Raw genomic sequence first — 21,671 nt, forward strand, 5'->3', positions numbered from 1 at the left:
GGAGGTCCCCATGGAGCAGGAGGCAGCGACTTCGCTGTTCTGGATCAGCCTCGCGATGGTCGCCGCGCCGCTGCTGGCCCGGCTCGTCCGCGGTCGCCTGGTGCCCGAGGTCGTCCTGCTGCTGGGCCTGGGACTGGTGATCGGCCCCTTCGCCCTGGACCTGGCCGGGATGGACCCGGCGATCGGCATGCTGCGCGAGCTCGGCCTGGCGATGCTGTTCCTGCTCGCCGGCTACGAGATCGACATCGCGGAGCTCACCGGTGGCGCAGGTCGCCGCGCCATGCTCACGTGGTGCCTCTGCCTGGCCCTGGCCTTCGGCGCCGTGGCACTGCTGCTCGGCAATCGCGGCTCCGGGGAGAAAGACATTGCGCTGGCGATCGCCCTCACGTCGACGGCCCTGGGCACGCTGCTGCCGATCCTGCGTGACGGGGGGATGCTCTCGACCCCGGTCGGCGCGTCGGTGCTGCGTCACGGCGCGTTCGGCGAGCTGGGTCCGATCGTCGCCATCGCGCTGGCGCTCGGTGCCCGCGGCTCGGTGGCGTCGCTCGTGGTCCTCACCGTGTTCGTGGCCATCGTGGGCTTGCTGGCGGTCGTCGTGCGGCGACTGCGCGTCGGCGAGAGCCGTCTGCGCGCAGCGCTCCAGGAGGGCGCCGAGACCACGTCCCAGCTGCCGATCCGCCTGACAATGCTGCTGCTCGTGTCGCTGGGGGCCGTAGCCGTCGCGTTCGAGCTCGACATCGTCCTGGCCGCCTTCGCCGCCGGCTTCCTGCTGCGCTTCGCGATCCCGGAGGGGTGGGAGCTCATCGAGCACAAGCTCGACGGGATCGCGTACGGATTCCTCATCCCGATCTTCTTCGTCACCTCCGGGATGGCGATCGACCCGGGTGCGATCGTGGCGGCTCCCGCGACGTTCGCGACGGTGATCGCGCTGATCCTGCTCGTCCGCGGCGTTCCCGTCTTCCTCGCCTCGCGGTTCACGGGTCCCGCCGACGAGCGCTTCGGGAACCGCGACGCGCTCTCGATCGGCTTCTACGCCGCCACCGGCCTGCCCATCATCGTGGCCGTGACCTCGGTGGCGGTCGATCGGGACCTCATGTCCACGGCCGACGCCTCGCTGCTGGTCGCTGCCGGTGCCGTCACCGTCCTGGTCTGCCCGTTGCTCGCCCGGCTCGTCGGTGCACCGCGCGTGACCGCCCCCGAGGAGCCGGGTCGCTAGGGTCGGATCGTGCCCGCCGGACGCTTCGCACCCTCGCCTTCGGGCGACCTGCACCTGGGGAACCTGCGCACGGCGATCCTCGCGTGGTGGTTCGCCCGGTCGACCGGCCGGCCGTTCCTGGTGCGCGTCGAGGACCTCGACCGGCAGCGCTCACGTCCGGAGTTCGAGGCCAGCCAGCTGGCAGACCTCGCGGCGCTGGGCCTCGCGTGGGAGGAGCCGGTCGTGCGGCAGTCCGAGCGCGACCCGCTGTACGCCGCGGCGCTCGAGCGGCTGACCGCGGAGGGCCTGACCTTCGAATGCTTCTGCACCCGGCGCGAGATCGCGGAGGCCGTCAGCGCCCCGCACGCGCCACCCGGCTCCTACCCCGGGACGTGCCGCGACCTCGACGAGGCCGAGCGTGCAGCGCGCCGCGCGGAGCGCGCGCCGGCCCTGCGGCTGCGCGCCCGCGAGCGCGCGTGGACGATCCGGGACGCGCTCCACGGCGACGTCACCGGGCACGTGGACGACCTCGTGCTGCGCCGTGGCGACGGCGCCCATGCCTACAACCTCGCGGTGGTCGTCGACGACGCGGACCAGGGCGTCGACCAGGTCGTGCGCGGCGACGACCTGCTGCACGCCGCCCCGGCGCAGGCGTACCTCACCCACGAGCTGGGAGTCGCGCCGCCCACCTACGCGCACGTGTCCCTCGCCCTCAACGCCGAGGGCCGGCGGCTGGCGAAGCGCGACGGCCCCGTGACCCTGCGCGACCTCTCCCCCGAGCGGGCGTGGGACCTCATCGGCGCCTCCCTCGGGGTCGGTGCGACGTCGCCCGAGGCGCTGCTCGACGAGCTCGACCTCGCATCCCTGCCGCGGGAGCCGTGGGTCGTCTCGCTGTGAGGGACCCCGTTTTGGAGACTCGAAGAACCGTCGGGTAGGCTTGCGGTCGCGGTTCAACCGCACAGCATGAGGCCCCGTGGCGCAGTTGGTTAGCGCGCCGCCCTGTCACGGCGGAGGTCGCGGGTTCGAGTCCCGTCGGGGTCGCCAGTGCTGAGAGCCCCGCCCGAATGGGCGGGGCGCTCGTCATTCCCGCACCCGTGCTCAGCCGGGCTGACCGAACACCTCGGCCTCCAGCGCGGCGAACTTCCGGCGCGAGAGCGCGTGGACGACGCGCAGCGGCGGACCGCCCAGGTTCAGCACCCGGTGCTCTGCGTGTGCCGGCAGGCTCTTGAGCGCCCACGGCACGAAGAAGCGCGCCTCCGCAAGGCTCTGCTTCGAGCGGAAGCGGGTGCGCTCGAGCTCCTCCCACTCGTCACCGCCGAGGTATCGCTGCAGGATCGCGACCGCCGCCGACTCCTCGTGGGCCAGGTGGAACCCCAGCACCTCGACGAGGTCCCCGAGGGTGTCGCACAGCAGGTCGTGGGCGCGCTGGTCGGCCGCCTGCGACAGCCGCTCCAGCTCGGTGGTCGCCGCCGTGAGCAGCGGGTCGAGCACGGCGTGCTCGGCCTCCATCTCCTGAAGGACCCGCTCCGCCGCCGCGTCGGAGGCCGCGCGCACGCGCTCGAGCAGCAGCGGCCACAGGATCTCGTCCTCCTTGGCGTGGTGCTGGTGCAGCTCGTGCGTGAAGCGCTGCCAGCGCTGCGCCAGCAGGGTCCACCGCGCAGCGTCGCCCGTCGCCGTCGTCGCGGCCGCGCGGTCGAAGTCGCGCAGGTCGCGGCGGAACGCGTGGTGCAGGACGTACATCATCGTCATGTCGGCAGGCCCTTCCGGAGCGGCGGCCTGGCCTGGGAGCAACAAGGGAGCGGGGGTCATGGTTCTTCTCTCGTCTCGGGTACGGCGACCGGTGGCACGGCTGTCGTCCGTGCGAGCCGGTACGCAGGGAGGGAGACGCGACCGCCGCCGCTGATACGTCCGGCCGATTTCTGCGCGTCCCGGCGGGTGCGGTAGGGTGAACGTCGCTCGTCAGAGCACGGCCAGGTAGCTCAGTTGGTACGAGCGTCCGCCTGAAAAGCGGAAGGTCGCCGGTTCGACCCCGGCCCTGGCCACCACCTCGAGATCCCCGGTCGCCGACCGGGGATTCTCTCGTTCGTCGCAAATCCGTTGGAGGAGCGGCCGCCTCCGCTTAGGCTGGAACGATGCGCTCCCGCCTCGTCCCGATCGCCCGCCGCCTGGGCGTGGTGCTCGGACTCCTCCTCGTCGCCTCGATGCTGGCGGCCCCCGCCCACGCGGCGAAGCCCAGCTCGCCGAAGCGCTTCGGCGGCTACGCGTTCGACACCTGCGTGTCCCCCTCGAACGAGGTCATGGACGCATGGAACGTGGCGTCGCCGTACACCGTCGTCGGCATCTACACCTCGGGCAACTCCCGGTACTGCGACGAGTCGAAGCAGCCGCATCTCAGCCCCGCGTGGGTCCAGCGCCAGGCGTCCCGCGGCTGGCTGTTCCTGCCGATCCACGTCGGCTACCAGGCGCCCTGCTTCGACTCGAAGTCCTCGAAGGAGCGCATGTCGTACGACCTGACCAGGGCCCGCGCCCAGGCCCGCGCCGACGCCGATGAGGCGGTGCGCAGCGCCGCACGCTACGGCTTCGCGAAGGGGAACGCGGTCTACCTCGACATCGAGTGGTACGACCGCACCAACGCGCGGTGCAGCGCCTCCGTGATGACCTTCATCGACGCCTTCGTCCAGCGCGTCCACCAGCGCGGCTACAAGGTGGGCCTCTACTCCAGCGCCTCCGCCGCGATCCAGGCCGTCGACGAGGCGCGCCACGCGAAGCGCAGCGGCTTCGACTTCCCCGACCAGATGTGGTTCGCCTGGACGAACAAGAAGGCCAACACCGACGGCCGGCCGTACCTCTCCCACACGTTCTGGAGGCGCGACCGGCTGCACCAGTACCACAACAACGTGGCGGTCTCCTACGGCGGACGCAAGGTCACGATCGACAAGAACGTCCTCACCGTGGGTGGCGGCTCCAGGGCCAAGAAGGAGCAGAAGGTCTGCGGCATCACGCCCACGCTGAAGCGCTACCGCAGTCTCAAGGCGGGCTCGCGCGGCGGCGACGTGAAGCTGCTGCAGTGCCTGCTCAAGCGCGCCGGCCACAGGGCCACCGTCACCGGCCGCTGGAACGCGCGGACCACGAAGGCCGTCAACTCCTACCGTGCCTCGCTCGGCTGGAAGCAGACCTCGTCGGTGTCGCGTCCGCTGTGGACCGCCCTGCTGTCGCGCGGCAAGACGCCGATCGCGCTCAAGCGGGGCAAGGTGGGCGAGCCCGTGCACCGGCTCCAGCGCACGCTGCGCGCCGCGGGCCACTCGGTCTCGGTGACGGGCATCTACGACGCCCGCACCGCCGGTGCGGTGCGCGCGTACCGCAGGAACGTGGGGCTGCCGGGCTACCAGACGGCCGACCGTCGCGTGTGGGCCTCGCTGCAGGCCGGACGCCGCTGACGGCTCAGGTGCGCGGCGCGGTCAGCATGATCCCGCCGAGCCCCACGAGCATCGCCCCACCGGTGCGCCGCACGGCGGTGAGCCGGCGGGGCGAACGCACGAACCAGGCGCGCGCCGTGCCCGCCAGCAGCGCCCAGCCCGAGTCGCACACGATCGCGATGAGCAGGAAGAGCACGCCGAGCACGAGCATCTGCGCACCGATGGCCCCGGCCCCGAAGTCCACGAACTGCGGCAGCACGGCCACGAAGAAGACGATCGTCTTGGGGTTGGTGACGCCGACGACGAAGCCCTCGGCGAGGCTGCGCCACGGCGAGTCGGTGGTGCCGCCGTCCTCGGCGGCCGCCAGATCGATCCTCCCGTGACGGAGGGCCTGGATCCCCAGATGGATGAGGTAGGCGGCGCCCAGCACCTTCACGACGGTGAACACCACGGCCGAGCCGGCGACGATCGCGCCGAGCCCGAGGGCCACGGCCACGACGAGCGGCAGGCCCCCCAGGCCGTTGCCCACGACACTGAGGATCCCTGCGCGGCGTCCGTGCGCCAGCGACCGGCCGATGACGAACAGGACGCTCGGGCCGGGCACGAGGATCAGGACCAGCGACGCGAGGGAGAACGCCAGCAGGGTCTCGGGACTGGGCATGGATGAACAGTAGTCCTGCACGCGGGCACCCCGGGGACGACGAACGGCCCACCCGGAGTCCGGGTGGGCCGTTCGCGTGTTCGGTCGATCAGTGCATGACGACCGGGGGCTGGCCCTGGTCGTCGAGCAGCCGGACCGGCTCGCTCTTGCGGGGCAGGAACGCGACCGGGATCAGCGTCACCAGGAGCACCGCGAAGGCCACCCAGTAGGACTGCTCGAACGCGTGGGCCAGATCGTTGAACCCGGCCTGCAGCTGGTCGGGCGTGACGCCCAGCAGCGAGACGAGCTCCGCGCCACGGTCGGTGTGCGAACCGGCCGCCAGCTGCGCGGGCGTGAGGCCCTCCTCGACGCCCGGGATCTTCTCCGAGCCGGGGATGATCGAGCCCTTCTGCATGCCGTTGGTCAGCACGACCGAGATGACCGCGATGCCCGAGGCGCTGGCGACCTGCTGCACGACGTTCAGCAACGTCGAGCCGCGCGCCACCTCGTGGGAGGTGAGGGTCTTGAGCGCCGAGGTGAAGATCGGCATCATCGTGGCGCCCATGCCCAGTCCCATGACGAACAACCACAGGATGATCTGCCAGTACGGGGTGCTGGGCTCGGTGCTCATCGCCACGCCGAACATGCCGACGAGGATGCCGATGAAGCCGAACGGGACGATCCGCCCGACCGGGATCCGGTCGACGAGCGCGCCGGCGATCGGCATCGTCAGCATCGCGCCGATGCCCTGCGGGGCCACCAGGATGCCGGCCATCATGACCGACTCCCCGTGCACCTGCTGGAAGTACGTGGGCACCAGCAGCAGCGCGCCGAAGAAGGCGCTGGCGAACAGGAACATCACGATGAGCGACACGCGCAGGTTGCGGTTGCCGAGCAGCCGCAGGTCGAGCAGCGGGTGCTTGGGCTTGAACGACCAGACGACGAACGCACCGATCAGCATCAGGCCGATGACGGTCGGGACGATCACCTTGCTGGCGAGCGCCGTGCCCTCGCCGGGGATGGACGAGATGCCGTACAGCAGCAGCGCCAGGCCGGGCGACATCAGCAGCATGCCGACGACGTCGAGCGACTCGCTCGGCTCGGGGGCGTCCTTCGGCAGCACGCGGGCGGCGTAGACCAGGCCGATCGCGCCGATCGGCAGGTTGATGAGGAACACCCAGTGCCAGGACGCGGCGTCGATGAGGATGCCGCCGATGATCGGGCCGAGGATGGGGCCGAGCAGCATCGGGATGCCCAGGATCGCCATGAGGCGACCCATGCGGTGCGGGCCGGCGGCCCGGGTCATGATCGTCATGCCCAGCGGCATCAGCATGCCGCCGCCGAGGCCCTGGAGCACACGGAAGGCGATGAGCGACTCGATGTTCCACGCCGCGGCGCACAGGACGGAGCCGAGCGTGAACAGCGCGATCGCCGTCATGTAGAGGCGCTTGGTGCCGAAGCGGTCGGCGGCCCAGCCGGTGAGCGGGATGACGGCCGCGAGCGCCAGCATGTACGCGGTGGCCGTCCAGGCGACGGTCGCGTACGCGAGCGGCTCGCCGTCGGTGGACAGCTCGGTCTGGAACGTGGGCAGCGCGACGTTCACGACCGTGACGTCCAGGATGGACATGATCGCGCCGAGCACCACCACCCCGGCGACCTTGAGGATCTCCGGGGTGATCTTGTCGTCGTCGTCGATGACGACGTCTTCAGGAGGACTGGCTGACATCTGGTTCTTCCTTCGAAAGTGGCTTGAGGGCCTCGACGAGAGCGAGGCACTGTGCGGTGTCGAGGTCGTCGAGCAGCGTGCGCACGGCGTCCTCCTTCGACTTGAGGTGGCTCTGCGCCAGACTCCGACCGCGATCGGTGACGGCGACGAGCTTGACCCTTCGGTCCTCCGGGTTCTCGGTGCGCACGAGAAGCTTCTTGCGCACCAGCTGCTCGACGTTGCGACCCGCCGAGGCCGCCGACAACCCCACCGCCTCGGCGAGGTCGCCGATGGCGACCGGATGGTCGTGATGGGCGAGCGCGAAGACCAGTCTGGCCTGCGTGAAGGACAGTTTCAGGCCCGCGACCGTCTCCAGTGACTCACCCTCGGCCGTCGTGAAGACCTGCCCGAGGAATCCTCGGACGGCGTCGAACGCGCAGGCGTGGGGTGAGTCGTTCATGGCTCGAGAATACTAACGCACGTGCAACTATTGCGAGGGCGTGACCTTCGTTACGCCCTGCGTGGACCGGGAGTTTCAGAACCTGCCGTAGAATTGCGCGAGTGCCTACACGCTCTGATCTGCGCAATGTCGCCATCGTCGCCCACGTCGACCATGGCAAGACCACTCTCGTCGACGCGATGCTGCAACAGCAGGGCGCGTACTCCGACCACCAGGAAGTGACCGATCGGGTCATGGACTCGGGTGATCTCGAGCGCGAGAAGGGCATCACGATCCTCGCGAAGAACACCGCGGTCAAGTACTACGGACCCGGCACCGAGGACATCCCCGGCAACGCCGTCACGATCAACATCATCGACACCCCCGGCCACGCCGACTTCGGTGGCGAGGTCGAGCGCGGCCTGTCGATGGTCGACGCCGTCGTGCTGCTGGTCGACGCCTCCGAGGGCCCGCTGCCCCAGACCCGCTTCGTGCTGCGCAAGGCGCTGCTGGCGAAGATGCCCGTCATCCTGGTCGTGAACAAGGTCGACCGTCCCGACGCCCGCATCGCCGAGGTCGTCGACGAGACGTACGACCTCTTCATGGACCTGCTGCCCGAGGACGCCGCCGACGACGCGCTCGACTTCCCCGTCGTCTACGCCTCGGGCAAGGCCGGCATCGCCTCGCTGGAGAAGCCCGAGGACGGCACACTGCCCGCCGGCGAGAACCTCATCCCGCTGTTCCAGACGATCATGGAGCACGTCCCGGCCCCCGAGTACACCGAGGGCGCGCCGCTGCAGGCGCACGTCACCAACCTCGACTCCTCCCCCTTCCTGGGCCGCCTGGCGCTCGTGCGCGTCGAGGAGGGCGAGCTCAAGAAGGGCCAGCAGGTCGCGTGGATGAAGCGCGACGGCTCGGTCGACCGCGTCAAGATCACCGAGCTGCTCATCACCGAGGCCCTCGACCGCAAGCCGGGCGAGAAGGCCGGCCCCGGCGACATCGTCGCCATCGCGGGCATCAGCGACATCAACATCGGTGAGACCCTGGCCGACCCCGAGAACCCGGTCGCGCTGCCGCTCATCCACGTCGACGAGCCCGCGATCTCGATGACCATCGGCACCAACACCTCGCCGCTGGCCGGTCGCGAGAAGGGCACGAAGGTCACCGCCCGCCTCGTCAAGGACCGCCTGGAGTCCGAGCTGATCGGCAACGTCTCGATCCGCGTGCTGCCCACCGAGCGTCCCGACGCGTGGGAGGTCCAGGGCCGCGGCGAGCTGGCGCTGGCCATCCTCGTCGAGCAGATGCGTCGCGAGGGCTACGAGCTGACCGTCGGCAAGCCGCAGGTGGTCACGCGCGAGATCAACGGCAAGCTGCACGAGCCCGTCGAGCGCCTCACGATCGACGCGCCCGAGGAGTACCTCGGCACGATCACCCAGCTGCTGGCCGTCCGCAAGGGCCGCATGGAGCAGATGGTCAACCACGGCACCGGCTGGGTCCGCATGGAGTTCCTGGTCCCGGCGCGCGGCCTGATCGGCTTCCGCACCGAGTTCCTCACCGACACCCGCGGCACCGGCATCGCCCACCACATCTCCGAGGGCTACGAGCCCTGGTTCGGCGAGATCTCCACGCGCCCCTCGGGCTCGCTGGTGGCCGACCGCGCCGGCGCCGTCACCTCGTTCGCCATGACCAACCTCCAGGAGCGCGGCACGCTGTTCGTCGAGCCCGCCACCGAGGTCTACGAGGGCATGATCGTCGGCGAGAACTCCCGCGATGACGACATGGACGTCAACATCACCAAGGAGAAGAAGCAGACCAACATCCGCTCGGCCACCTCGGACAACTTCGAGAAGGTCATTCCGCCGAAGAAGCTCTCGCTCGAGCAGTGCCTGGAGTTCTGCCGCGAGGACGAGTGCGTCGAGGTCACCCCGGCCAACGTGCGCATCCGCAAGGTGGTCCTGGACGCCGGCGAGCGCTCCCGCACCGCCCGCAAGCGCAAGTGAGCTGACCCCCGCTCCTCCCGAACCCCTCCCCGGCCTCGCCGGGGAGGGGTTCGTCGTTTCCCCACCGTGAAACAACCTGTGCGTCTTGCGCATAGTGTGTGACACACACTATGGTGTGACGCATGGACGAGTTGACCCAGCAACACCTGCAGGAGCTGCGCCGCGGCACCGTCGTGCTCGCGTCACTGCTGAGCCTGCGCGAGCCGGGGTACGGCTACGGCCTGCTCGAGTCGCTGGCCGCGGCGGGCATCGCCGTGGACGGCAACACGCTCTACCCCCTGCTGCGACGCCTCGAGAAGCAGGGACTGCTCACCAGCGAGTGGAACACCGACGAGGCACGGCCGCGGAAGTTCTACCGCACGAGCGAAGCCGGGGAGCGCCTCACCGAGGCCCTGCTGGCCGACTGGCACGAGATCGACACCGCCCTGGGGCGGCTCACCTCCGGAGGAAGCTGATGACCACCACCCTGACCGACCGGTACGTCCACGCAGCCACCCGCTGGCTGCCGGGCAGCACCCGCACCGAGGTCGCCGCCGAGCTGCGCGAGCGGATCGGCGACACCGTCGCCGCCCGTGGCGGCACGCCCGACGCGGAGCGCGAGGCCCTCGAGGAGCTCGGCGACCCGCTGCGCGTGGCCGTCGACTACACGGGGCGCGAGCCCGTGCTCATCGGTCCTCGGCTGTTCTTCCCGTGGCTGCGTCTCACGACGATCCTCGTCGCGGTCGTGGCACCGATCGTCACCGCGGTCGTCGTCATCGTCGACGCATTCGACGGCGACCCGATCGGGTCGATCATCGGCGGCGGCGTGTGGATGATGCTCGAGATGATCGTGCACCTGGTCTTCTGGACGACCCTCGTGTTCGTGGTCCTGGAGTGGACGGGGACGAAGGCCGAGGTCGAGACCTGGTCGGTCGACCAGCTGCCCGAGACCGACGCGGGCGCCGGCACCGCCGACCTCGTCGCCGGGCTGGTCTTCCTGCCGATCTTCGCGGTTCTGATCGTGTGGCAGCACTTCGGCTCGCCGTTCTTCGCCGACGGCGAGCGGATCCCGATGGCCGACCCGGACCTGTGGTCCTGGTACCTGCCGCTCGTGCTGCTGACCCTGGCGCTCGAGCTGGGTCACCTGCTGTGGATCCACCGCACCGGCTGGACCTGGCCGGCGGCGTGGGCGAACCTCGGGCTCACCCTGATGTTCGCCGTGCCCACGATCGTGCTGCTGCTCGACGGGGCCATCGTGAACCCCGACCTCGTCACCCACCTGGGGTGGGACGCCGACGTCACGCAGAAGGCGATGAACGGGATCGCGGTGGGCGTGGGCCTGGTCAGCCTGTGGGAGGCGTTCGACGGCTTCCGCAAGGCGTACGCCCGCAGCCGCGGGTGAGCGTGCGCGGGGCGAGGGTCAGTAGCCCGAGCCCCGCGTCTGCGCGAGGTAGACCAGCGCGGCGACGGTGCCCAGCAGCGGCAGGATGCTGATCGGCTGGCGCACGACGATGTCGACGAAGATCGACAGCGGCAGGATCACCAGCCAGATGTTCTTGGGCAGCGTGCCGGCCATCTCGAAGTCGTACGGCTTGCGGCGGACGCAGTCGACCAGGGCGAAGACCTTGGTGCACATCAAGACCCACCAGATCAGTCCGGTCACGAAACCCATGGGGGGAAGACTACGGTGGGCACCACCCTGAGGTGGTGCCCACCGTGGATTCTCTGCGGGACGAGGTCAGGCCGAGGTGCTCGGCGCACCCGTGGACGACGTGGTCGTCGACGAGGTCGAGGCCTTCTTCGCCGGCGCCTTCTTCGCGGCGGCGGACTTCGTCGCCGTGGCCTTCTTGGCCGGCGTCGTCTTCTTGGCCGCGGAGGTCTTCTTGGCGGTCGCGGTGGAAGCGGACTTCGTGGCCGGCGCCTTCTTGGCCGTCGTGGACTTCGCGGTCGAGGCCTTCTTGGCGGTGGTGGACTTCGCCGCCGTCGACTTCTTCGCCGCGGTGGACTTCGCCGTCGACTTCTTGGCGGCGGTCTTCTTCGCCGCCGACTCCTTCTTCGCAGCGGTCGCGGCCGAGGTGCTCGACTTCTTGGCCGGCGTGGCCTTCTTCGTGCCGGTCGGCGCCGTGGCCTTGCGGATGCGGGCCGAGCTGGCGAACGACGCGGCAGCCGCGCCGGCGCTCTCGGTGGCGTCCTCGACGGCCTCGGCGGCCTTGCCGGTCAGGTCCTCGGCCTTGGCGGTGAGCTCGTCGATGATCTCCTCGGCCTTGCCCTTGAGGTCGTCGACCAGGTCGTCGGCCTTCTCACGGAAGTCGTCGACGGCGCTCTTGAGGTCGTCGACCTTGACGTCCTCGACCTTGCCGCGCAGCTCGGCGACGAAGGCCTCGGCGCGGGCCGAGAAGTCCTCGGCGGCCGTGCGGACGTCGTCGACGGTCAGGCTCTTGGCCAGGACGCGGAAAACGTCGCTCTTCTTCACGAGGTCGGAGTAGGCGGCCGTGGCCGAGCCGAGAGCGGTCTGCGCGAGGGTCTCGGCCTTCTTCTGCAGGGTGCTCACGTCGAAGCCCTTGACCGTGGACGGCAGGGCGGCGATGTCGTCCAGGATGGACTTGATCTGGGCGTTGATGGTGTCGGTGATGCTCATGGGTTCTCCTCGAGGTCTGCGGTTCCGACGAACGAACGGTAGATGTCCCGCAGCGCCGTCTTCTGGCGTGCGGTCAACCGCGGATCGCGGTCAATGGCGTCCTCGACCAGGGGCGCTCCCGACTGCTCGGCATCGAGGATGCCGGCGCGGACGTAGAGCGACTCGGCCGAGATCCTCAGTGCCTTCGCGATCTGCTGCAGCACCTCGGCGGACGGTTTGCGCAGACCTCGCTCGATCTGGCTGAGGTACGGATTCGAGACGTCCGCGAGCTCGGCCAGCTGTCGCAGCGACATCTGCGCCTGGGTGCGCTGGTCGCGCAGGTACTCGCCGAGCGACCCCACGGCCGACCCGACGCTTCCCGACACGTTCAGCTTTCCCATGTCTCCAGCGTGCTTGCAAAAGTTAGCATTTGCAAGCAAGTGTGATGCAACGGACACGACGGGGCGAAAAGACGTGAAACGGGTGGGGCTCGCGTTAGCCTGTGGTGGCCGATGTGCTCTCGGGCGGCCGCACCTTCGACCCAGCCCGCTTCTCCATGACCTCCTTGCTCCACCGGGCCCTGCTCGCGTTCGCCCTCACCGGCACCCTCCTCATCGCCCCCGCCGCCGCTGCGGACGCCGCCCCGAAGAAGCCCGCCAAGGTCACGAAGATCCGAGCGAAGACCAGCACGTCGACCCTCACGATCCACTGGGCGCGTCCCGCCCGCGCCAAGAAAGTCGCGATCTGCGTCAAGACCGCTCCGCGCGCGAGGTCCTGCATCCGCAAGGTCAAGACGCGCCGGAACTCCATCACGTTCCGGGCGCTGCGGCCCAACTCCGGCACCGACTTCTACTACCGCCTCACGTCCTACCGCGGGAAGTACAAGGCCGCCACGCGCTGGAAGAAGGCGAACCTGCGCGTCGGCAAGGGCACCGCGAACCGCGTCGTGGGCGGCCGTGGACACTACCTGTCGTACCACTGGTCGAAGGTCAGGAGCGCCTCGAGCTACGAGATCCAGCTGTCGACCAACCACCGCTTCAGCGGCCGGGTCGTCCAGGCGGGCCGCAAGGGCCTCGGCGCCAAGATCGACGGCCTCAACGGCGGCATGACCTACCACGCCCGGGTCCGTGGCGTGAACGGGAAGGTCAAGGGCGCGTGGGGTCCCGTCACGCGCACCAAGCTGGCCGCCGTCCCCTCGCGGGTCACCGTCGCGACGTACAACCTGTGCGGCGAGGACAGGTGCCGCAGTGCCGACAGCGGCGCGTGGTTCCTGCGCAACGTGCCGACGTGGGCCGTGCGCAAGCCGCTGGCCGGCGCGGTCGTCCGGTCGGGCTCCCCCGACGTCGTGGTGACGCAGGAGTCGGCGACCCGGACCGCCTTCCACACGCAACTGCCCGGCTTCACCCGCGGCGCCTACAAGAGCGCCAAGACGATCTACTTCCGGTCGTCGCGGTTCACCGCACTCGGCGGTGGCGGCCTCACGCTGGACTCCGCCACGGGCCGGTACGCCACGTGGAACCTGTTGCGCGACCGGAAGACCGGGACCGCCTTCATCGTCACCAACGCCCACCTCGAGCCGCACAAGGGCGCCGCTCGTGACGAGCTCCGCCTCAAGCAGACCGCGCGGCTGATCTCCAAGGTCAACGCCCTCAACCCGCACCGCCTCCCGGTGGTGTGGGGCGGGGACTTCAACTCGAACGAGTCGAACGCGAACCAGGACAACTACCCCGGTGGCTTCGACGCCCCCACCCAGCGCTTCGCGCGCCACGGCATCGTGAACTCGCTCGGCCTCGCCGGCTCGGCGATCAACGCCGAGTTGAACAGCGCGAACGCGGGTGTGCCGGTGCCGAAGTCGAACGGTCACCACGTCGACGCGATCTTCGTCCCGAGCTCGGGAATCACGGTCGAGGCGTGGTCCATGCCGGCGAACTTCATCCAGACCGAGACCGGCCGCGAGTACTCCACGCCGTTCCCGTCCGACCACAATCCCGTCGTCGCGAGGCTGGTCGTCGCGACCCCGTAGGATGCCCACGTGGCCGGTCTTTTTCGCTCCGTGTGCCTGGTGGGCGCGGGCGTCGCGCTGACCGGGTTCGCTGGCCTGCTGGCCGCCACCACCGACTCCGAGGGCCGCGGCCCGGTCGTCGAGCTGGCGGGGCTCGAGGAGCCGTACCTCAAGGTCACCTCGGTCGACGTCGATCCCCGCGAGGTGTCGCTGGCGTGGGCCGGCAACGGCAGCGAGTACCGGGTCAGCCTCGGCGAGGACCTGACCAAGCCCACGCGCACCCTCATCACCACCCAGCCGCAGGCGGTCCTGCCCGCGCCGGACGCCGCCGACCCCAAGGGCCGCGTGAGCTACCGCGTCGAGGCCGTCGACGAGGGAGACACCGAGATGGCGGTCGAGGGCACCGTCACGCTGCTGCCCCATGTGCCGGCGAAGCCGAAGGTGAAGCTCACGGCGCCCGACGGCGCGGTGCTGAAGTGGAAGCGCGCCGCCTACGCCACCACCTACGACGTCGCGGTGTCCCACTCCAAGCGCGAGCTGCCGCGCAAGGTCCGGCGCCTGAAGGAGGGCGGCACCGCCTTCGCCACCACCTCGCTCAAGCCCGAGAAGACCTACTACGTGCGCGTCCGTGCCGTCGGCGAGGCCGGCGTCAGCGAGTTCGGGCCGCCGATCAAGGTCACCACTCCCCCCGAGGCGTCGGAGTTCACGATCGGCTCGTGGAACATCTGCGCCGAGGCGTGCTCGGGCTTCGGCGGCCGCCGCGGCCCGCAGGCCGCGCAGGTCCACGCGGCCGAGGTCGACATCATGGCCGTCCAGGAGGCGGGCGGGAAGCGGGTCGGCCCCACCACGAACGCGGCCTTCAGCGGAGGCCCGCGCGGGCTCGTGATGGCCCAGGGCGGCGGCAACTCGCGCTACCTCTTCTACTCGCCGGAGAAGTTCAAGCAGCTCGCCGGCGGGCGCTGGTCCCTGGGCCACGGCCGCTGGGCCACGTGGGCGCGTCTGGAGGACAGGGAGACCGAGCGGCCGTTCGTCGTCGTCAGCGTCCACCTGCTCAGCGGCCACAACAAGACCGGCCAGCGCGCCTCCGAGATGCGCACCCTGATGGGTGGCCTCGCCTCGGTCAATCCCGCGGGCGATCCCGTCGTGCTGGCCGGCGACTTCAACTCGGGAACGCACCGCAACGGCGACACCGTCGGCCCGATCGTGCGCGCGAACGGGTACCGCGACTCCGTCGAGGTCGCCGAGGAGACCGAGAACGCCCAGGTCAACACCGGCAGCCGCCGCGGCGACTCGGCGATCATGTCCGCCGACCACGTCGACCACATCTACGTGTCCGACCAGTGGGCCGTCCCGGCGTGGAAGCAGTGGGCGAGCCTGAGCGGCACCACCTACGTCGGACCGTGGCTGTCCGACCACAACATGATCGGCGCCACCGTGGCCCTCGAGCGCGACGACGAGGAGCTCGTGAAGGAGCCCAGCGAGGTCGTCACCGTGCCCGCGGAGATCGACGAGGACGTCGCGCCGGGCACGCTCAACTGACGCTCGGCCCTGTCCTCATGGCGAAAACGATGTGACTGAAGTGACATCCGGCGGTTAGGCTCTCGACCATGCGTCTTCGCCTGCTCGCCTGTTCCGTGATCGCCGTCCTCACCGCGGCCACGCTCGGCACGCCCGCGGAGGCGGCCTCCAAGACGCCCGGCGGGGTCGGCCTGGTGTCGGTCACCGGCGCCGCCACGTACGAGTCCGGGGGCAAGAAGTACGCCAAGGTCTCGATCACCTGGCCGAAGGCCACGCGAGCCAAGAAGTACCAGGTCTTCGCCGCGGGCTCCCGCGCCGGAGTCCTGAAGGCCAAGAAGGCCCGCGTCACCACGAAGTCCCGGCGGGCGACGATCACGAAGCTGCGCCGCAACCGCACCGTCTGGATCCAAGTGCGTGCCGTGAACGGCTCCAAGGCCGGCAAGCGGTCGGCCCGCATCGCCCGCGTGACCCCCGCCGCATCGAAGTCCCTCAGCACCAAGCGGTACCCCGCCTACAAGCTGATGAGCTACAACGTCTGCTCGAACGCGTGCAGCCGCTGGAGCTCGCGGATGCCCCTCGTGGTCCGGGAGGTCCAGCGGATCAGGCCCGACGTCCTGGCCGTCCAGGAGGCCAGCCAGTGGAAGGGCGCCCAGATCCCCGGCTACACCGAGACCCTCGGTGGCAAGGACAACCGCATCTTCTACCGCACCGCCGCCTTCGAGCAGGTGACGCAGCGACTGTCGGCCACCCAGCAGTCGTCCGAGTGCGAGACCACGTGGGACCCGGTCGCGAGGAAGGACGTGCGGGTCGAGCCGTGCGTCCTGCCGCTCGACGGCGTCGCCGAGCCCGAGGGCAAGGACGCGCCCTGGACGGTCCTGCGCCACCGGGCCAGCGGCCAGGCCGCGGTCTTCGTGGGCGTGCACCTCAAGGTCGACGAGGCCCGCTCGAACGCCGGAGTCCGCGCCTCCCAGACCTCGAAGATCTTCTCCGACCTCAACGGCCAGCTCGCCTGGTGGGGCAAGCGGATGCACAACCTGCCCGTCGTCCTGATCGGTGACTTCAACACGAACCGCAGTCGCGCCGGCAACAGCCGGCTCGAGTCCGTGATGCACGCGAACGGCTTCTACGACGCCTACGAGCAGGCCCGCTCGGTGTCGCGCCAGCACTTCAACACCGCCAACCCGCGCTGGTCCACCCAGCCCGTCGTCGGTGTGACGTGGGGCGACCACGTGGACAAGGTCTGGGTGCGCCCCGGCCGGTCGCGCGTGGTGCAGTGGGCCAACGTGGGCCTGATGTCCGGCGGCCGCTTCGTGGCCCCGCTGCCCTCGGACCACCACCCGCTGCTGGTGCGCGCCCAGATCTCCTGACCCGGGCGCGCCGGCCTCAGCCCTTCTTGTGGCGGGGCTTCTTGTCCTTCGCGTCGGGCTTGGAGTACGGCTTGCCCGCGCCCTTGGCGTAGGGCTTCGACGGCGGACGCTTGCGGTCGCCGCCGGGACGGCCCGCGTCGGGCTGGATGTCGATCTTGCGGCCCGAGATGCGGGTGCCGGCCAGCTGGTCGAACACCGCGTCGGGCAGGTCGGCCGGCAGCTCCACGATCGTGTGCTCGAGCCCGATCGTGATCTTGCCGAAGTCCGAGCGCTTCAGGCCGCCCTCGTTCGCGAGCGCGCCGACGACCATCGCGGGCCGGATCTTGTGGCGCTTGCCGACCGCCAGACGGTAGGAGGCCATGCCGTCGGAGGTGGGACGCGGGGCGCGCTCACTGCGCTCGCGCGGGGCCCGCTTCTCCTGCGGCGGGTCGGGACGCAGGAAGAACTCCTTGTCGTCCTGGCCCATCACCGCGAGCGCGGCCGCGATGTCGGTCATGTCGACGTCGTGCTCCTGCGCGTACTGCTCGACGAGGCCGCGGTAGACGCTGAACTGCGGATCGCCCATGGCGTTCGTGATCGAGCTGGCGAACCGGTCGGCGCGGCGGGCATTGACCTCGTCGGGCGTCGGCACCGGCATCTGCTCCACCGGACGGCCCGAGACGCGCTCGAGGGACTCCAGCATCCGGCGCTCGCGCGGGGTGACGAACACGATGGCGTCGCCCGAGCGGCCGGCGCGGCCCGTGCGGCCGATGCGGTGCACGTAGGCCTCGGGGTCGTGCGGGATGTCGTAGTTGACGACGTGCGTGATGCGGTCGACGTCGAGGCCGCGGGCGGCCACGTCGGTGGCCACCACGATGTCGATCGCGCCGCTCTTGAGCTGGCCGACGGTGCGCTCGCGCTGCGCCTGGGCGAGGTCGCCGTTCAGCGCTGCCACGGTGTAGCCGCGGCTGCGGAGCTTCTCGGCGAGCTCCTCGGTGGCCGACTTCGTGCGCACGAAGATCAGCATCGCGTCGCCCTGCTCGACCTCGAGCACCCGCGTCAGCGCATCGAGCTTGTTGTGGTGCGAGACCGGCATCCACCGCTGGCGCACGCTCGTGGTGCTGCGCTTGGCCTCGGGCGTCGAGATGTCCTGCGGGTCGTGCAGGTAGCGCTTCGCGAGCCGGCGGATGCCCGGGGGCATCGTCGCGGAGAACAGCGCGACCTGCTTGTACTCGGGGGTGTCGGCCAGGATGCGCTCGACGTCCTCGGCGAAGCCCATGTTGAGCATCTCGTCGGCCTCGTCGAGGACGAGCATCTCCAGGTGCGACAGGTCGAGCGAGCCCCGGTCGAGGTGGTCGATCACGCGACCGGGCGTGCCGACGACGACCTGCGCGCCGCGCTTGAGGCCCTGCAGCTGGGCGCCGTAGCTCTGGCCGCCGTAGACCGGCAGCACCTTCAGGCCCGTGCCGGCGGAGTAGCTCTGGATCGCCTCGCTCACCTGCAGCGCGAGCTCGCGGGTGGGCGCCAGGACGAGCGCCTGCGTGCGCGGCGAGCCGGGGTCGAGGCGCTGGACCATGGGCAGCGCGAACGCGGCGGTCTTGCCGGTGCCGGTCTGGGCCAGGCCCACGACGTCGCCGCCCTTGAGCAGCGCGGGGATCGCCTGCGCCTGGATCGGGCTGGGCGTCTCGTAGCCGAGCCCGCGCACCACGGCGACGAGCGAGTCGTCCAGACCGAGGTCGTCGAAAGAGGTCTCTTCGGTCATCACAGGTTCAATCCGGCCCGCACGTGCAGGCCTGCGTCGGGGTCGACGATCGGTTCCTGCGCGGCGGCGACGCCGTCGGCGAGGAGCGTGGCGTCGACCGGGGTGTTCCGCTTGATCAGCGCGAGCGCGATGGGCCCGAGCTCGTGGTGGCGTGCGGCGCTACCGACCTGCCCGACGACCTTGTCGCCGAGGAGGACGTCGGCACCGTGCGCCGGGAGGTGGTCGACGGAGCCGTCGACGTGGAGCAGGGTCAGCCGGCGGGGCGGGCGACCGAGGTTGTAGACGCGGGCCACCGTCTCCTGGCCCCGGTAGCAGCCCTTGTCGAGGTGGACGGCCGAGCCGAGCAGCCCGACCTCGTTGGGGATCGTGCGCTCGTCGGTGTCGAGGCCGAAGCGGGGCCGTCCCGCCTCGATCCGCAGCGCCTCCCAGGCCAGCACGCCCACGGGCGTGCCCGGCACGGAGGTCAGGTCGTCGGTGAGCTCGGTGACGAGGCCGTCGGCGTACCGGCCGACGACGAAGCGGTCGTCGACCGCCGCGACCTCGACGCGCGACATGAAGCGCATCCGGTCGAGGAACTGCACCAGCGCCGCGCCCGCACCGGGCTCGGTGTGGGCCCAGAAGGTCTCGCCGTCGTCGACACCGCTGAAGTCGTGCTCGATGCGGCCCTGGGGCGAGAGCAGCAGGACGTCGGTCCAGCGACCGGCGGCCAGGCCCTCGAGGTACTGCGTGGTGAGCGAGTGCAGCCAGGTCAGCCGGTCGGGACCGGTGATCCGCAGGACGTCGCGGTTGGAGAGGTCGACGAAGCCCTCGCCCGACAGCAGCGAGCGCTGCTCGGCGGCGAAGGTGGAGCCGTAGTGCGCCGCGACGCCCGCGTCGAGACCCTTGGAGTCGACGGCGCCCTGGCGGTCCAGCAGCGGGCTACGCACGCTCGAGCTTTCCCCAGAGGTGCGACTGCATGGGCTGCCCCTCGGCGGCCATGTCGTGGGCGTACATCAGCGCGCCCTCGACGAGTCCGTACATCCGCTGTCCCGCGGTGTACTCCTTGGCGGTCACGGTGCGGGCCACGACGTCGGTGGCCAGGGTGATCCGGGCACCGTCCACCTCGCCGTACCAGATCTCGGCGTACCCGGTCGGGTGCGCCAGGACCAGCTCGACCCTGCCCTCCTCCGAGGGACGCAGGAAGCCGGTCTCGAGGGCACCGGGGCGCACGCGCTCCCCCGCCTCGTCGGTGATCCAGGTGCGGCTGAAGTAGTGCAGGAACGGCCGGCCGTCATGGGCGAAGGCCACCTCCTGCTCGTAGCCGAACGCCTCGATGGTGGGGTAGTCGCCGCGGCCGTTGCCGTGCCAGGTCCCGAGGAGCCACGCCACGGGCATCAGCTCGGGGTGCAGGTCGGTGGGAATCTGGAAGGCCATGGGTTCCATGCTATCGGCCGCCGGAGAAGGCGCCGCTACGCTCCTGCCATGCGTGCGGTGGTGCAGCGGGTGAGCCGGGCCGAAGTCCGTGTCGACGGCGAGGCCGTGGGCCGTCTCGACGGGCCGGGGCTCGTGGTGCTGCTGGGCGTCACCCACGAGGACACCGCCGAGGACGCACGGCAGCTGGCCGCCAAGATCGCCCGGCTCCGCATCATGGCCGGAGAGCGGTCGGTCGACGAGATCGGCGGCGGCGTCCTGGCGATCAGCCAGTTCACGCTGTACGCCGACACCCGCAAGGGACGCCGGCCCTCGTGGGGCGCAGCGGCTCCGGGCCCCGTGGCCGAGCCGCTCTACGACGCGTTCTGTGCCGCCGTCGAGAGCGCCGGCGTGCCCGTGGAGCGCGGCGTCTTCGGCGCCGACATGGCGGTCGAGCTGGTCAATGACGGCCCCGTGACGATCGTGTTGGATTCCTGAAAACTCCTCTCAGCAACGGCCGTCATACTGGAAAGGTTGTGACAACCATGAGGAGTGAGCGGTGACAGACGCACCCGAAGCGGTCCGGCGACCCGGATCGCGCGCGTCGAACCGTCGTTCCTTCCGCCAGCGCCACCCCGCCGTCGTCTGGGCGGCCGTGCTGATCGTGCTGCTGCCGCTCGTGGGAGGTTCGGCCTACGCCTGGAACCTCAAGCGCAAGCTCGACGACGTCGACAAGGTCAAGGTCATCGAGGAGCAGCCCGACCCCGACGAGGGCCGCGCACTCAACATCCTGCTGCTGGGCTCCGACAAGGGCGAGCCCCAGGAGGGCCAGCCGAAGAAGACCACCATCGCCGAGGACGCCGCCTCGGGCGACTGGCCCACCGGCAAGTACCGCAGCGACACGCTCATGGTGGTGCACATCCCGGCGGACCGGAAGAAGGTCTACCTCGTCTCGCTGCCCCGCGACTCGTTCGTCCCGATCTACGACGAGAAGGGCGAGACCGACCACTCCGAGAAGATCAACGCCGCGTTCAGCGCCGGCGGCCCGCGCGCGGCGATCAACACCGTGGAGAACCTCACCGGCCTGAAGATGGACCACCTGACGATCATCGACTGGGAGGGATTCAAGGACCTGTCGTCCGCCGTCGGCGGCGTCGAGGTGACGATCCCGGAGTCGTTCTACGACCCCCAGCAGAAGATCCAGTGGGACGCAGGCACGCAGACCCTGGAGGGCAAGAAGGCGCTCGACTACGTCCGCACGCGGTACGGGCTCGCCGGTGGCGACTTCGACCGGATCAAGCGCCAGCAGAACTTCATGCGCTCCCTCATGGGCAAGATGCTCAGCTCGGGCGTCACCACGAATCCGACGAAGCTCACCAAGACGGTCTCGGCGCTGACCAAGAACCTCACGGTCGACGAGGGCTGGTCGGGCACGGCGATGGCCAAGCTCGCGCTGTCGCTGCGCGGCATCCGCACCGACGACGTCACGTTCATGACGGCCCCGGTGCAGGGCACCCAGACCGACCCCACCTACGGGAGCGTCGTGGTGCTCCAGCCGGACAAGATGGAGGAGCTGTTCACCGCGCTGAGCAAGGACCGCATGGCGGAGTACCTGCAGAAGTACCCCGACGACGTCCTGCCCGACGCCGAAGAGGTCTCCTGA

21 protein-coding genes and 2 tRNA genes are annotated in these 21,671 nt (G+C 70.3%); 13 read left to right on the forward strand and 10 right to left on the reverse strand.

Annotation, left to right across the window (positions count from 1 at the left end; all coding sequences use genetic code 11):
• Positions 1-10 precede the first annotated feature (10 nt).
• From H1W00_RS01720 to H1W00_RS01730, 3 genes are all read left to right on the forward strand, one after another.
• The gene (locus H1W00_RS01720) at positions 11-1,216 is read left to right on the forward strand and encodes a cation:proton antiporter (protein ID WP_181753085.1); all 1,206 of its coding nucleotides are present in this window, start codon (positions 11-13) and stop codon (positions 1,214-1,216) included.
• Positions 1,217-1,225: 9 nt separating this feature from the next.
• On the forward strand, positions 1,226-2,092 hold the full coding sequence (gene gluQRS, locus H1W00_RS01725) for a tRNA glutamyl-Q(34) synthetase GluQRS (RefSeq protein WP_181753087.1): 867 nt from the start codon (positions 1,226-1,228) through the stop codon (positions 2,090-2,092).
• Positions 2,093-2,162: 70 nt separating this feature from the next.
• Positions 2,163-2,239: transfer RNA gene (locus H1W00_RS01730), tRNA-Asp, on the forward strand.
• Between the two features lie 54 nt (positions 2,240-2,293).
• On the opposite strand, the gene H1W00_RS01735 is transcribed toward H1W00_RS01730, so the two are convergent.
• Positions 2,294-2,944 (reverse strand): hemerythrin domain-containing protein, encoded by a 651-nt coding sequence (locus H1W00_RS01735; protein ID WP_181753089.1) that lies wholly within the window; start codon positions 2,942-2,944, stop codon positions 2,294-2,296.
• Positions 2,945-3,163: 219 nt separating this feature from the next.
• On the opposite strand from H1W00_RS01735, the gene H1W00_RS01740 reads away from it, so the two are divergent.
• Positions 3,164-3,240: transfer RNA gene (locus tag H1W00_RS01740), tRNA-Phe, on the forward strand.
• 87 nt (positions 3,241-3,327) lie between these two features.
• Positions 3,328-4,632 carry a glycoside hydrolase domain-containing protein gene (locus H1W00_RS01745; protein WP_181753091.1) on the forward strand — a complete coding sequence of 435 codons (1,305 nt, stop codon included), beginning with the start codon at positions 3,328-3,330 and terminating at the stop codon, positions 4,630-4,632.
• A gap of 4 nt (positions 4,633-4,636) precedes the next feature.
• Here H1W00_RS01745 and H1W00_RS01750 read toward each other — a convergent pair whose 3' ends face one another.
• From H1W00_RS01750 to H1W00_RS01760, 3 genes are all read right to left on the reverse strand, one after another.
• Positions 4,637-5,272 (reverse strand): LysE family translocator, encoded by a 636-nt coding sequence (locus H1W00_RS01750; RefSeq protein WP_181753093.1) that lies wholly within the window; start codon positions 5,270-5,272, stop codon positions 4,637-4,639.
• An 88-nt stretch (positions 5,273-5,360) separates the two neighbouring features.
• The gene (locus H1W00_RS01755; RefSeq protein WP_181753095.1) at positions 5,361-6,977 is read right to left on the reverse strand and encodes a DHA2 family efflux MFS transporter permease subunit; all 1,617 of its coding nucleotides are present in this window, start codon (positions 6,975-6,977) and stop codon (positions 5,361-5,363) included.
• Entirely contained in the window at positions 6,958-7,416 is a 459-nt protein-coding gene (locus tag H1W00_RS01760; protein WP_181753097.1) for a MarR family winged helix-turn-helix transcriptional regulator, read from the reverse strand. Before H1W00_RS01760 ends, H1W00_RS01755 begins: the two co-directional genes overlap by 20 nt.
• 101 nt (positions 7,417-7,517) lie before the next feature.
• On the opposite strand from H1W00_RS01760, the gene typA reads away from it, so the two are divergent.
• From typA to H1W00_RS01775, 3 genes are all read left to right on the forward strand, one after another.
• Entirely contained in the window at positions 7,518-9,395 is a 1,878-nt protein-coding gene (gene typA / locus H1W00_RS01765) for a translational GTPase TypA (protein WP_181753098.1), read from the forward strand.
• Positions 9,396-9,517: 122 nt separating this feature from the next.
• Entirely contained in the window at positions 9,518-9,850 is a 333-nt protein-coding gene (locus H1W00_RS01770) for a PadR family transcriptional regulator (protein ID WP_181753101.1), read from the forward strand.
• Entirely contained in the window at positions 9,850-10,776 is a 927-nt protein-coding gene (locus tag H1W00_RS01775; protein WP_181753102.1) for an HAAS signaling domain-containing protein, read from the forward strand. Before H1W00_RS01770 ends, H1W00_RS01775 begins: the two co-directional genes overlap by 1 nt.
• 18 nt (positions 10,777-10,794) lie before the next feature.
• On the opposite strand, the gene H1W00_RS01780 is transcribed toward H1W00_RS01775, so the two are convergent.
• From H1W00_RS01780 to H1W00_RS01790, 3 genes are all read right to left on the reverse strand, one after another.
• Positions 10,795-11,046: a DUF2516 family protein gene (locus tag H1W00_RS01780; protein ID WP_181753104.1), complete on the reverse strand. Its 252-nt coding sequence runs from the start codon at positions 11,044-11,046 to the stop codon at positions 10,795-10,797.
• Between the two features lie 66 nt (positions 11,047-11,112).
• Positions 11,113-12,012, reverse strand: coding sequence for a hypothetical protein (locus tag H1W00_RS16230; protein ID WP_206679950.1), 900 nt, complete (start codon positions 12,010-12,012; stop codon positions 11,113-11,115).
• Complete coding sequence (locus H1W00_RS01790) at positions 12,009-12,392, reverse strand: helix-turn-helix domain-containing protein (protein WP_181753106.1); 384 nt, start codon at positions 12,390-12,392, stop codon at positions 12,009-12,011. The genes H1W00_RS16230 and H1W00_RS01790 overlap by 4 nt, the downstream gene beginning before the upstream one ends.
• 104 nt (positions 12,393-12,496) lie before the next feature.
• Here H1W00_RS01790 and H1W00_RS01795 point away from each other — a divergent pair, with 104 nt between their 5' ends.
• The 3 genes from H1W00_RS01795 (at position 12,497) to H1W00_RS01805 (ending at position 16,878) form a co-directional block, all read left to right on the forward strand.
• Positions 12,497-14,014, forward strand: coding sequence for an exonuclease/endonuclease/phosphatase family protein (locus tag H1W00_RS01795; protein ID WP_181753107.1), 1,518 nt, complete (start codon positions 12,497-12,499; stop codon positions 14,012-14,014).
• A 9-nt stretch (positions 14,015-14,023) separates the two neighbouring features.
• Positions 14,024-15,532, forward strand: coding sequence for an endonuclease/exonuclease/phosphatase family protein (locus H1W00_RS16720; RefSeq protein ID WP_181753109.1), 1,509 nt, complete (start codon positions 14,024-14,026; stop codon positions 15,530-15,532).
• 68 nt (positions 15,533-15,600) lie between these two features.
• Positions 15,601-16,878: an endonuclease/exonuclease/phosphatase family protein gene (locus tag H1W00_RS01805; protein ID WP_181753111.1), complete on the forward strand. Its 1,278-nt coding sequence runs from the start codon at positions 15,601-15,603 to the stop codon at positions 16,876-16,878.
• Positions 16,879-16,894: 16 nt separating this feature from the next.
• Here the strand turns inward: H1W00_RS01805 and H1W00_RS01810 are convergent, their stop codons facing one another.
• The 3 genes from H1W00_RS01810 to H1W00_RS01820 are packed head-to-tail and all read right to left on the reverse strand — an operon-like array spanning position 16,895 to position 20,032.
• The gene (locus H1W00_RS01810; protein WP_181753113.1) at positions 16,895-18,619 is read right to left on the reverse strand and encodes a DEAD/DEAH box helicase; all 1,725 of its coding nucleotides are present in this window, start codon (positions 18,617-18,619) and stop codon (positions 16,895-16,897) included.
• On the reverse strand, positions 18,619-19,545 hold the full coding sequence (gene ygfZ, locus H1W00_RS01815) for a CAF17-like 4Fe-4S cluster assembly/insertion protein YgfZ (protein WP_181753114.1): 927 nt from the start codon (positions 19,543-19,545) through the stop codon (positions 18,619-18,621). The genes H1W00_RS01810 and ygfZ overlap by 1 nt, the downstream gene beginning before the upstream one ends.
• A complete protein-coding gene (locus H1W00_RS01820; protein WP_181753117.1) occupies positions 19,538-20,032 on the reverse strand; it encodes a heme-binding beta-barrel domain-containing protein in 495 nt (164 codons plus the stop codon). Before H1W00_RS01820 ends, ygfZ begins: the two co-directional genes overlap by 8 nt.
• Before the next feature lie 48 nt (positions 20,033-20,080).
• On the opposite strand from H1W00_RS01820, the gene dtd reads away from it, so the two are divergent.
• Together dtd and H1W00_RS01830 are read left to right on the forward strand one after the other, a co-directional pair.
• Positions 20,081-20,506 (forward strand): D-aminoacyl-tRNA deacylase, encoded by a 426-nt coding sequence (gene dtd, locus H1W00_RS01825; protein ID WP_181753119.1) that lies wholly within the window; start codon positions 20,081-20,083, stop codon positions 20,504-20,506.
• Between the two features lie 61 nt (positions 20,507-20,567).
• Entirely contained in the window at positions 20,568-21,671 is a 1,104-nt protein-coding gene (locus tag H1W00_RS01830) for an LCP family glycopolymer transferase (protein ID WP_181753121.1), read from the forward strand.

Origin of the sequence: Aeromicrobium phoceense (assembly GCF_013868155.1) — a bacterium.
GTDB classification, from domain to species: domain Bacteria; phylum Actinomycetota; class Actinomycetes; order Propionibacteriales; family Nocardioidaceae; genus Aeromicrobium; species Aeromicrobium phoceense.

Bases quoted from the DNA above. Each gene is read 5' to 3' on its own strand.
- H1W00_RS01720 (WP_181753085.1), top strand. From the start codon at position 11: ATGGAGCAGGAGGCAGCGACTTCGCTGTTCTGGATCAGCCTCGCGATG.
- H1W00_RS01735 (WP_181753089.1), bottom strand. From the start codon at position 2,944: ATGACGATGATGTACGTCCTGCACCACGCGTTCCGCCGCGACCTGCGC.
- H1W00_RS01745 (WP_181753091.1), top strand. From the start codon at position 3,328: ATGCGCTCCCGCCTCGTCCCGATCGCCCGCCGCCTGGGCGTGGTGCTC.
- H1W00_RS01750 (WP_181753093.1), bottom strand. From the start codon at position 5,272: ATGCCCAGTCCCGAGACCCTGCTGGCGTTCTCCCTCGCGTCGCTGGTC.
- H1W00_RS01755 (WP_181753095.1), bottom strand. From the start codon at position 6,977: ATGTCAGCCAGTCCTCCTGAAGACGTCGTCATCGACGACGACGACAAG.
- H1W00_RS01760 (WP_181753097.1), bottom strand. From the start codon at position 7,416: ATGAACGACTCACCCCACGCCTGCGCGTTCGACGCCGTCCGAGGATTC.
- H1W00_RS01770 (WP_181753101.1), top strand. From the start codon at position 9,518: ATGGACGAGTTGACCCAGCAACACCTGCAGGAGCTGCGCCGCGGCACC.
- H1W00_RS01775 (WP_181753102.1), top strand. From the start codon at position 9,850: ATGACCACCACCCTGACCGACCGGTACGTCCACGCAGCCACCCGCTGG.
- H1W00_RS01780 (WP_181753104.1), bottom strand. From the start codon at position 11,046: ATGGGTTTCGTGACCGGACTGATCTGGTGGGTCTTGATGTGCACCAAG.
- H1W00_RS16230 (WP_206679950.1), bottom strand. From the start codon at position 12,012: ATGAGCATCACCGACACCATCAACGCCCAGATCAAGTCCATCCTGGAC.
- H1W00_RS01790 (WP_181753106.1), bottom strand. From the start codon at position 12,392: ATGGGAAAGCTGAACGTGTCGGGAAGCGTCGGGTCGGCCGTGGGGTCG.
- H1W00_RS01805 (WP_181753111.1), top strand. From the start codon at position 15,601: ATGCGTCTTCGCCTGCTCGCCTGTTCCGTGATCGCCGTCCTCACCGCG.
- H1W00_RS01810 (WP_181753113.1), bottom strand. From the start codon at position 18,619: ATGACCGAAGAGACCTCTTTCGACGACCTCGGTCTGGACGACTCGCTC.
- H1W00_RS01820 (WP_181753117.1), bottom strand. From the start codon at position 20,032: ATGGCCTTCCAGATTCCCACCGACCTGCACCCCGAGCTGATGCCCGTG.
- dtd (WP_181753119.1), top strand. From the start codon at position 20,081: ATGCGTGCGGTGGTGCAGCGGGTGAGCCGGGCCGAAGTCCGTGTCGAC.